This is a genomic window from Psychrobacter sp., from assembly GCF_030454045.1.
Taxonomy (GTDB): domain Bacteria; phylum Pseudomonadota; class Gammaproteobacteria; order Pseudomonadales; family Moraxellaceae; genus Psychrobacter.
This window is the reverse complement of sequence record NZ_JAKDJE010000034.1, coordinates 17,848-28,500: the sequence shown is the minus strand read 5'-3', so window position 1 is coordinate 28,500 and position 10,653 is coordinate 17,848. Positions and strand designations below refer to the sequence as shown.

The window sequence follows — 10,653 nt, the reverse complement described above, 5'->3', positions numbered from 1 at the left end:
GGCTCAACAATTGGCTCAGGCTCAACAATTGGCTCAGGCTCAACAATTGGCTCAGAGCCAGTAGCCGCTGACAGTGTCACATCATTATCATCAATAGTGCTTTGAGGCTCATCTAGAGACTGTGAAGGATAGTCAACATCGTAAGCCTCTAATGGGGCTGAGGCTTCATGCGTCATAGCATTTGGAACCGACTCTGCTGCTGCGATAGAGGCCGTATTATTGCCATAGTTATCAGTCAACACTTCATCGACAGGCAAAGGGCGAAACGCCAGCAGTCGCAAAATGCACATCTCAAGCGCTTGCATAGGCGTACTAGCAAGCTTGACGCCTTCACGTGCTTGTACAACAATTTCATAGTATAGCTGTAGCACATCAGGGCTAATATGCTGGGCAAGCGTATAGATGTTTTTGGCTTGCGCCTCATTGACATTGAGTGCAACCTCAGGCAATAACTGGGTCAATGCCAATTGATGTAATAGCTCAGCCAACCCATCAAACATGCTGGTTGCATCGACCATCTGTGCACGCATTTGCTCAATATGCGCGGCAACAGCGGTTTTGTCATGGTTATAAATATCTGTGATCAATCGTACCAAGTCGGCAGAGTCAATAAGGCCAAGCATTGCATTGACAGTGGCATCATCAAGTGACCCTTGACCAAATGCAATGGCCTGGTCTGTCAGTGACAATGCATCACGCACAGAGCCTTTAGCCGCACTTGCCAGTTGCCAAATGGCAGGCTGAGTATACCCAACCTGCTCCTTGGCCAAAATATTTGCTAAATGCTCGCTAAGCAGTGTCTGCGGCAATGGACGCAGCACAAACTGTAGACAGCGTGAGATGATTGTAATCGGTAATTTTTGTGGATCAGTGGTCGCTAGCAAAAACTTCACATGCTCGGGTGGCTCTTCTAACGTTTTGAGGAGTGCATTGAAGCTGTGGGTCGACAGCATATGCACCTCATCAATGAGATACACCTTATATCGCCCTTGGCTTGGCGCATAAGGCACATTGTCAAGCAGCTCGCGCGTGTCCTCGACCTTGGTACGAGAGGCGGCATCAATCTCAATAAGATCAATAAAACGTCCCTGATCAATCGCCACACAATTATCACACACCCCGCAAGGCGTGCTAGTAATACCCGTATCACAGTTCAAGCATTTAGATAAAATACGCGCAATCGTCGTCTTACCCACACCGCGGGTACCAGTAAACAGATACGCATGATGCAGGCGATTATAATCAATCGCATTAATCAGCGCTTGTGAGACATGCGTCTGCCCAATCAACTCATGAAAGTTTTTGGGTCGATATTTGCGAGCTAAAACTTGATATTGCTGCGACATAGCTATCCATTGTGCAAAATGAGTAAAGTGCTTATTTTAAATGCTGTTTTTCGATAGTTATTATAGCAAAAAGCCAGCGCATTCGTCTGGCTTCTCACAAGTTTGCTTATGACTCAGCCGCGCTTAATAAGCGACTTTGTTTAACGACTCATTCATCATTAATCGTGTTTGCGGCGCATGTGTGGGAATAAAATCACATCACGGATACTGGCAGAGTCAGTAAATAGCATCACAAGGCGGTCGATACCAATACCTTCACCAGCAGTTGGCGGTAGACCATAAGATAAGGCTTCAATATACTCTTCATCAAAGTGCATCGCTTCATCATCGCCTGCATCTTTTTCGGCAACCTGACCACGGAAGCGCTCAGCTTGATCCGCTGGATCATTGAGCTCGCTAAAACCATTCGCCAACTCGCGACCACCAATAAACAACTCAAAACGATCGGTAATCTCAGGATTGTCATCATTACGGCGTGCCAATGGTGACGTTTCAGCTGGATATTCAGTAATAAACGTTGGTTGGCGCAGTTGGTGCTCAGCCGTTTCTTCGAAGATGATGGTCTTGAGCTTGCCCACACCAAACACCTCTTTGACCTGCTGTTTAAGGGTCACTGAGGCGTATTGTGCCAGATAGTCACGATCGTCGATACGTGACATATCAAAGTCTTTGGCATATTTTGCAATGGCGTCAGACATGGATAGACGAGCAAATGGCGCTTTTAGGCTGATGGCTTCTTCTTGATAGGTAATCTCTGTCGTACCCAAGACATCTATCGCTAGCTGATTAAACATGCGCTCAGTCAAGTCCATCAAATCATGATAATCAGCATAAGCTTGATAAAACTCAATCATGGTAAATTCAGGGTTGTGTCGAGTTGAGACCCCTTCGTTACGGAAGCTACGGTTAATCTCAAATACTCGCTCAAACCCACCAACGACCAAACGCTTGAGATAAAGCTCAGGCGCGATACGCAAGTATAATGGCATATCCAAAGCATTGTGATGCGTCTCAAATGGACGAGCGACCGCGCCACCTGGAATCGGATGCATCATTGGCGTTTCAACTTCCATAAAACGCTCATTCAACATAAACTGACGAATACCGCTGATAATCTGGCTACGAACCATAAAGGTATCGCGAGTCGTCTCATTGGTCATCAAATCAAGATGACGGTTGCGATAGCGCGCTTCTACATCTGCTAGGCCATGGAACTTATTTGGCATCGGACGTAGGGTCTTAGTCAACAGCGTAATCTCTTCAATATGCACATATAGATCGCCTTTACCTGAGCGACCAATATAGCCTGACACACCAACAATATCACCCAAATCCAAAGATTTGATGCTTGCACGCGTCTCCTCATCAAGCTCTTTACGTGCCACATATAATTGGATGCGACCTGTCATGTCTTGGATAACGATGAATGAGCCACGGTTTAACATGACACGGCCCGCCACATTGACCTGTGTTTTGTCACCATTCGCCGCTTTTTCTTCAATTTCTTGTTTTGATACGCCATCAAACGCGTCTTGCAAATCTTTTGCATAATGGGTGCGTTTAAAGGTGTTTGGGTACGGCTGTTTATCTGAGGCAGTGATATCATCTAGCTTGGCTTGAAGTTGCGCGATCAGTTCATTGGTGTCTTCTGGCGCTTGGGTTTGGTCTTGGTTATTTCTTGACATAAAACTCTCATAATACGATAGCCGTAAACTATCTTTAGTTAATATTTGATACTCAAAACAATAGTATCTCAAATAGAGGAGACCTAGTGAATAAGACTTTCATAAGGAATGTGCAGCCCTTCATGTAGTTTTCTTATCATTGGCAAACTCAATCGGCGTTTACGATTTAATACTTCAGATACTTTACTTGCCGATCCCAAGTAAGGTGTCAAATCCTTTCTACTTAAATTTAGATTTTCCATCTGAAAAATAATAGCATCGACAGCTTCAGCATGTTCGATAGGATAATATTTGTTTTCGTAAGCCTCAATTAAGGTTACTAGCACTTCGCGCTCATCAGCCTCAGGTGTACCCTCATCAGCTTGAAACACAGCTTGTAGCTGAGCAAATGCATGTGCTAGATCTTGATCATTACGAATTGGTCTAATATTCATTGACAACCTCCACATCAATTTTATCGTATTCACTATGAGTACCGATGAACTTGACCCAAGCAATACCAGCCTGATACTGCATCTCAACCACCAATCGGTATTTATTGCCTGCAATATTAAAAACGACTCTATTATTAGCGCAAATACTCGCATTCTTAAAATCGTTTTTGATATCTTGCGGCGATTGCCAACTGGCTTTTAGTGCAAAATCATGCCAAGCTTCTAGCTGACCTTTTGCATCACCATTGTTAGGCTGTTCCCAGAATTTACGTAAACTGCTTTTGGCAATAACTCTCATATGACTTAGTGTATAGTGTCCAATTATATTCCCAATTTGGGAATATAGCAACGCTAATCGCTATACCCCTTCTTAACCTCACTCGCATAGTTCACCGCTATGGCTTACATCTCGCCGCCGATACTGGCCATCAAGTCCGCTTGATGCTCACGCAACAGTGCGTCAAGAATCTCATCTAAGTCGCCTTCCATAATAGAGTCAAGCTTATATAAGGTCAAGTTGATACGGTGATCGGTCATGCGCCCTTGCGGGAAATTATAGGTGCGAATACGTTCTGAGCGATCGCCACTACCGACCAAATCGCGACGGATGGTGTCGGCCGCATCTACCTGCGCCTGCACTTTGACTTGCTGAATCTTTGAGACCAGCATTTTCATCGCATGCGCACGGTTTTTATGCTGACTACGCTCTTGTTGACACTCTACCACGGTACCCGTTGGAATGTGTGTCAAACGTACCGCTGAATCAGTAGTGTTGACGTGCTGACCACCCGCGCCACTTGAGCGAAAGGTATCCATCTTAATATCTGCAGGATTGATGTCTACCGTATCATCAATTTCAACTTCTGGCATGACCGCCACGGTACAGGCTGACGTATGCACGCGACCTTGACTTTCTGTCTCTGGCACACGCTGTACGCGGTGAGCACCTGACTCAAACTTTAGGCGACCATAGACGCTATTACCCGATACGCGGGTGATGATTTCTTTATAACCGCCATGCTCACCTTCGTTCGCGGATAGAACTTCAACAGTCCAGCCTTGGGTTTGCGCGTATTTTTGGTACATACGGAACAAATCACCAGAGAAAATCGCTGCTTCATCACCACCTGTACCTGCACGAATCTCCAAGAATGCTGGTACTTTGTCATTGGGATCTTTTGGCAACATCATAACATTAAGCGCTTCTTCCATCTCAGCGATGGTCTCACGCGCTGTATCAATCTCATCGATCATCATCTCTTTCATATCAGGATCTGTTGCATCAGCCAGCATTGCTTCGGCGTCTGCCTGATTCGTCTCTGCATTCAGATAGTTCTGCCACAATGTCGTGATATCCATCAAGTCGCTATGCTCGACAGACAATTCACGAAATTTATTATTATCACTGATGACACTAGGATCTGATAACAAGGCGGTGACCTCTTCATAACGGTCTACCATCTGGTCTAAGCGCAGGCGTAAGGATTCTTTCATAAAAGGACTTTTATTTAAGTGAGGGGAATAAGAGCGTGATTATAGCAAATTTTTTGAGGTAAATTAAAATCTCTACGCCTTCTTCTCTCTATTCTAAACAATCTGGTCGTTATATTCTCAACTATCTATCCCTACTCATAAATATAACGGCTAATTTTTAGAGAAAAACAGACAAAAAAATAGCCAAGAAGACTCTTAGCTATTTTTATCTATAAAAGGTGCGTATTGAGACGTTAGACTTTACGAACCAATACTGAGCCAATAGAGTAACCGGCACCAAATGAGCAAATAACACCCAAATCACCTGATGCTAGCTCATCCTTATAGCGATGGAATACAATCATAGGGCTCGCTGAGCTGGTATTGGCAAATTCAGCAATGACGCTTGGAACAATCGCTTTATCTGCTTCTTTACCGATGACAGTGCGTAAAATCAAATCTAGCATATTGGCATTGGCTTGGTGTAGCCACATCATCTTAACATCAGAGGTCGGTATATCATTTTCTTGCAGATGCTCAGTGATAACCTCAGACACCTTTGGACAAACTTCGCGGAACACTTTGCGACCATTTTGCAAAAATAGTTTATCAGTGACCGGGGCTTTGATGTCTGGATACATCTCCGTTTGCGCGGCTAGATACTCTGAGCGATCCATAAAGCCATATTCGTTTTTGATATTGGTCGAAAACTGAGTAAACAGTTTAGCGTTTAGAATCTCATAACCCTTTGGTTTGTCTAATTCTTCAACAATAGAAGCAGTCGCCACATCACCAAAAATAAAGTGGCTGTCACGGTTGCGCCAGTTTAGATGTGCTGAGGTAATCTCAACATTGACCACAGCCACACGTTTGGCAAGACCAGAAACAATAGAGCCATGCGCTTGCGATAGGCCAAACGTTGCCGCACTACAGGCGACGTTCATATCATAAGCGAAGCCGCCAACCATACCAATGGCATTTTGGATTTCAATAGCAACTGCAGGATACGTACGCTGGAAGTTTGAGCAAGCAAGAATAATACCATCTAGATCGTTGGCCTCAAGTCCAGCATCAGCCAATGCATCTTTTAACGCAGCCGCGCCCATTTCTGCCATCACAGACAGCTCTTCGCCTAAGTTACGATAGGCAATGACTGGTGCCATGATTTCAGGGTCTAAAATACCGTCTTTTTCCATCACATAACGTGATTTGATACCAGATACTTTTTCGATAAAAGCGGCTGAAGAAGGCTCAAGTGCCGTCATTGTCTCTGCAGCTATCTCTTCAGCATGTTCGGTATTATAGTTTTCAACATACTGGTTAAATGACTCAACTAGCTCTTCGTTACTAATGCTGTAAGGTGGGATATAAAGACCAGTGCCTGTGATACAAGTCGTCATGATACGCTTCCTTGTCTACTACTGTGGTGCTTGGAACAAGCATAAAAGTGGAAAAATAATAGCCATTCAAATTCAGTGAATAACTGTAAACTTAAAATCAATGCCCTTATTATGCCTGAATATTAAATTTTTTCTAATGCTTTGTTACAAATAATCTGTTTCTGGCGATAAATAAGCAAAGACTCACTATATTCTTTGATAGCTACGCTATAATTAGCGCTCTTTTACTGTGCATAGCCAAGCAAGCACATCAATACATGCTGATATTTAGGAATGCGAATGGCAGAGATTCTCAACTGGTTATTTGGTCAATATGCCGATTATTCAACGATATTTATCGTCCTAGAATTGATTGCCGTTGTTTTTGGGGTTGCTAGTGTCTTATTGGCGAGCAAAACCAATATTTTGGTCTTTCCCATTGGGCTTATGAGCACAGCAATATTTGTATATTTGCTTTGGGAGTGGCAGCTATTTGGCGATATGTTCATCAACGCTTATTATACGGTGATGAGCTTGTACGGCTGGATCAACTGGTCAAGAAATAAAAAAAACCAATCTATCGAGCATCAGACCTCAAACGATGTGCGTATTGAGCATTTGCATACAGGAGATATCTCTATTTTGTCTGCTTTGGCGGTAGCTACCATGTCATTTGTGGCGCTTATTTATTATTTCCGCCCAGTCATCAACAATGGCTTTAGCTTTGAGGGCGCTGTACTTGGTCTACATCTATTTACTTGGGTGGACTATACTGACATGCTCACCACGGCTCTATTTTTGATGGCCATGTGGCTTATGGCAAGGCGCAAAATAGAGCATTGGATACTATGGATTATCGCTGATGCGATATCGGTACCGCTATACTTTTATAAAGGGTTTACTTTTACCGCGCTACAATATGTAGTCTTCACTCTCATTGCAATCTGGGCCTATTATGAATGGCAACGACGCTACCGTGTACAACCTCGAACAGCATACGCCTGAATCTGTGATTACTGTTGCTGTCTTGGGCGCAGAAAGCACAGGAAAAACAACGCTATGCCGTGATTTGGCAGCGCATTTTGATAGTCAGTGGGTATCAGAGTATATGCGTACCTACCTGCAAGCGAAATGGGATAATGAGCAGTTGACTTGCACTTGGGAGGATCTACTGCCGATCGCCCAGGGGCAAATCAAACGGGAGAACGACTTAGCCAAACAAGTGGCTCAAACACTTGATAAAAACCGCTATTTGTTTTGTGACACCAGTTTGTTTGAGCTGATGACGTACTCTCATTGGTATTATGGTGACTGCCCTGCCGCTCTTGAGCAAGCAGCATTGGCACATCATTATGATTTGATAGTATTGACTGAGGTTGATATACCTTGGGTGGCTGATGACTTGCGAGATAGCCCGCACCAACGTGATGAGATAAGCGAGTATTTTGCCAGTCAATTAGACAGGCATCAAAAACCCTTTGTGCGTATTGGCGGTGATAGACAAAAGCGTGTCCAACAAGTAATCGCACAGCTTATCCATCTCGGTAGTCCCTAGAATCGTTTTCCACACACTATTCATCTTCCTTGCATATTTTCTCGCTACCACCTCTCTATGATGTCTATTAACGCCGCAGCCAACTGTATCAGCAGCTGTGGATTCAAGACATTTAGGAGGCGCCAACATGCAAAAAACACTATTAACCAAACTGTCGATCATGGCAGGACTTTGTATTCTGTTTTCTATCGGTCTGGCTATGCTCGATGATGTGATCTACGAGAGACAAAGTTATGCTGATTCAGTCATAAGAGAAATCGCCCAGCAGCACATTAACCCACAACAAGTCATCACACCATTTATCGCCATACCTACGACAGTCACGCCTGAGTGTCAACTAGAGACGCCAACAACCAAAAGCAAATGCGCACCGTCTTATTCAGTTGTTGAAACCGTCCTTGCCAGCCAAACTCAGACCAAACAAAACCTAAAAGTAGATACCGATACCTATAAACGTGGTATCTATCATGCGACCAGCTACAACGGTCACATCACATTCGATCAGAACTACGCTGTGACACAAGCGCTAGCAGACTTAGACAAGACGCATAATACGCTCAGTAGCCAGTCAGACTCAGCCGACTCTTCTACCCTCTCAGATCACGTGCAGCCCGAAAAAACCACTGTTCACTGGCATAAAGCCAAACTCATTATTCCTGTTTCAGATTTGCGCGGTGTCACAACCCTACCTACAGTGACCATGCATCAAAAATCTTTTACCGCAAGCTATCCACAAACACCTCTGTTCAAGGGGCTAAACTACATTGAGGTGGACATACCTCAAGAGATGTTGGTGGCATCTCGCAAAAACATGAGTCATCAACAAGACTCAAACACTCTAAGTGCGGCACATACGACTGATAACGAGACTAGCCAATCACAGTCACAGCCAGATGATCAACGTCATGATATTAATCAAGAAAAACCCTTGAGCATCGCCATCGATGTACCCTTGTCAGGTATCAGCCATTTGAGCACCGTACCGACAGGCCACAACTTTCGCATGACAATGGATAGTGATTGGCAAACACCCAATTTCATCGGCAAAGCGCTGCCCAATACCAAAAACTTTAGCGCTACAGGATTCAAAGCCAGCTGGCAAAATCAATATCTCACTGTTGCAAACAACCAGTACTTGTCACAATGTGCGCGCACGCCCAATAATAAATGCGTCATAGATAACACGCCGGCGCTGAATATCGATAATCAGCCATACCACTCTGACGCGTTTATGAGCACAGGTGCCAGTCGTTCAGAAAACATGACGGCGAATGACAGTGATATTAGTGATACCAGCGTTCGTTTAAGCAGCTTTGGCGTGAGTTTTGCCAATCCCAATGATGTCTACCTGCAAACTGAGCGAACGATGAAATATGCCTTGCTACTGATGCTGGTGTCTTTTGGTACTTTCTTTTTATTTGAAGTACTCAAATCGAGTCGTATTCACCCTATTCAATACCTGCTCGTTGGCTGTGCGCTATTTATTTTTTATCTTTTATTATTGCCACTTGCTGAGCAAATTGCCTTTTGGCAAGCATATACTGTGGCAGCGAGTGCCTGCGCAGGACTCATCGGCTGGTATGCTTATTATATATTTGGTGATACAAAACGAGCGGCAATGTTTACCGCAATACTTGCAGGATTATATGCGTCCTTTTTTGGTATCCTAAGCACAGAGGATCTCAATCTATTGCTAGGTGCCGTATTCTGCTTTGTTATATTGGCTTGTGTGATGGTTATGACTCGCAAACTTGACTGGTACAAAGTCACATAAGCCAAGCGCTGTATGAATAAAGTCACATAAACTGATAATAGTTTGAATTAATGCTGCCTTAGCTTAGTTGATAAGGCAGCATTATCGTTATACTAGCCTAGTCGTTACGCTACTTGACTATCTGATTGTTTAACGCTTTAGCCCAATTATTGCAATTATCCTCACAGCGCGGGCAGCATTTATCAGCTTCTAATATTTGCTCGACGTAACCACAATACATACAGGCATAGTGCGCCCCCAATTCTACCGCCTCGACAGCTTGATATTGCTTGGGAAACAATGGCATACCATACACTGTATTTTCAGAGGAATGCAATAAAATACTAAAGTTGCCGTCTGTCTCAAGCAAACCGATGCGCACTTGACCCAAATGCTCAACGCCCTGTTGACGCATTTCAGCAAAAAACTCATCGTGAGACATTTTGCCTTTTTTGATCTTATCGAGCACCAGCATGCTATCTTCTACGATATAAAGTGACTTGCCTTCCAATAAGTCTTCAAAAGGCTGCCATTTCATCATAACCCACGTACAGATTCGGTAAAGAACAATGACTGAACCCATGATTAGTACGGCTTGAATAATCGGCAAATCCTCAGTAAACATAGGGTCACCCGCGATAGAGCCAAGTGATAGGATAATGGTCAGCTCAAAGATAGAAAGCTGACGAACACCGCGCTTGCCAGTAAAGCGCAAGAACGTGATAATTAATACAAACATGACGGTGACACGTATTAAGATTTCAACGGCAAACAACCACGTTGTGTCATGAATAAAAATACTTGCCCAATTCATACTCTCATTTCCAGTTTATTTATCTGATGTATTGTGTTTAATGAATGTTGTTCTAATAGTTCGTTTGATGCGAAGCACATCATCCCTATTTTCAGACCTTATCGTCAATACAACTATCGTTATTCTCATTTAAGAAAGACTTTTTGCCACAAGTACGACAAAATATTCTGTCTTGTGAGACGGCAATTATTTTTGCTGAAAAATAAGCCATCGT

10 protein-coding genes are annotated in these 10,653 nt (G+C 43.7%); 3 read left to right on the top strand and 7 right to left on the bottom strand.

Annotated features, from left to right (window positions below):
- The 6 genes from dnaX to L0G63_RS07930 form a co-directional block, all read right to left on the bottom strand.
- Positions 1-1,346, bottom strand: a 1,346-nt coding sequence (dnaX, locus tag L0G63_RS07955) for a DNA polymerase III subunit gamma/tau (protein ID WP_301450161.1), incomplete at its 3' end; no start/stop codon positions are given.
- 158 nt (positions 1,347-1,504) lie between these two features.
- The gene (lysS, locus tag L0G63_RS07950; RefSeq protein ID WP_301450160.1) at positions 1,505-3,031 is read right to left on the bottom strand and encodes a lysine--tRNA ligase; all 1,527 of its coding nucleotides are present in this window, start codon (positions 3,029-3,031) and stop codon (positions 1,505-1,507) included.
- A gap of 83 nt (positions 3,032-3,114) precedes the next feature.
- On the bottom strand, positions 3,115-3,465 hold the full coding sequence (locus L0G63_RS07945) for a type II toxin-antitoxin system HigA family antitoxin (protein WP_301450159.1): 351 nt from the start codon (positions 3,463-3,465) through the stop codon (positions 3,115-3,117).
- The gene (locus L0G63_RS07940) at positions 3,455-3,763 is read right to left on the bottom strand and encodes a type II toxin-antitoxin system HigB family toxin (RefSeq protein WP_071001598.1); all 309 of its coding nucleotides are present in this window, start codon (positions 3,761-3,763) and stop codon (positions 3,455-3,457) included. The genes L0G63_RS07945 and L0G63_RS07940 overlap by 11 nt, the downstream gene beginning before the upstream one ends.
- A gap of 104 nt (positions 3,764-3,867) precedes the next feature.
- Entirely contained in the window at positions 3,868-4,959 is a 1,092-nt protein-coding gene (gene prfA, locus L0G63_RS07935; protein WP_301450158.1) for a peptide chain release factor 1, read from the bottom strand.
- Positions 4,960-5,192: 233 nt separating this feature from the next.
- Positions 5,193-6,338, bottom strand: a complete 1,146-nt coding sequence (locus tag L0G63_RS07930) for a beta-ketoacyl-ACP synthase III (RefSeq protein WP_301450157.1) — start codon at positions 6,336-6,338, stop codon at positions 5,193-5,195.
- A 279-nt stretch (positions 6,339-6,617) separates the two neighbouring features.
- On the opposite strand from L0G63_RS07930, the gene pnuC reads away from it, so the two are divergent.
- From pnuC to creD, 3 genes are all read left to right on the top strand, one after another.
- A complete protein-coding gene (gene pnuC / locus L0G63_RS07925; protein WP_301450156.1) occupies positions 6,618-7,322 on the top strand; it encodes a nicotinamide riboside transporter PnuC in 705 nt (234 codons plus the stop codon).
- On the top strand, positions 7,294-7,872 hold the full coding sequence (locus L0G63_RS07920) for an ATP-binding protein (RefSeq protein ID WP_301450155.1): 579 nt from the start codon (positions 7,294-7,296) through the stop codon (positions 7,870-7,872). Before pnuC ends, L0G63_RS07920 begins: the two co-directional genes overlap by 29 nt.
- Before the next feature lie 127 nt (positions 7,873-7,999).
- Complete coding sequence (gene creD, locus L0G63_RS07915; RefSeq protein WP_301450154.1) at positions 8,000-9,646, top strand: cell envelope integrity protein CreD; 1,647 nt, start codon at positions 8,000-8,002, stop codon at positions 9,644-9,646.
- 109 nt (positions 9,647-9,755) lie between these two features.
- Here creD and L0G63_RS07910 read toward each other — a convergent pair whose 3' ends face one another.
- Positions 9,756-10,439: a DUF421 domain-containing protein gene (locus L0G63_RS07910; RefSeq protein WP_301450153.1), complete on the bottom strand. Its 684-nt coding sequence runs from the start codon at positions 10,437-10,439 to the stop codon at positions 9,756-9,758.
- Between the last annotated feature and the right edge of the window lie 214 nt (positions 10,440-10,653).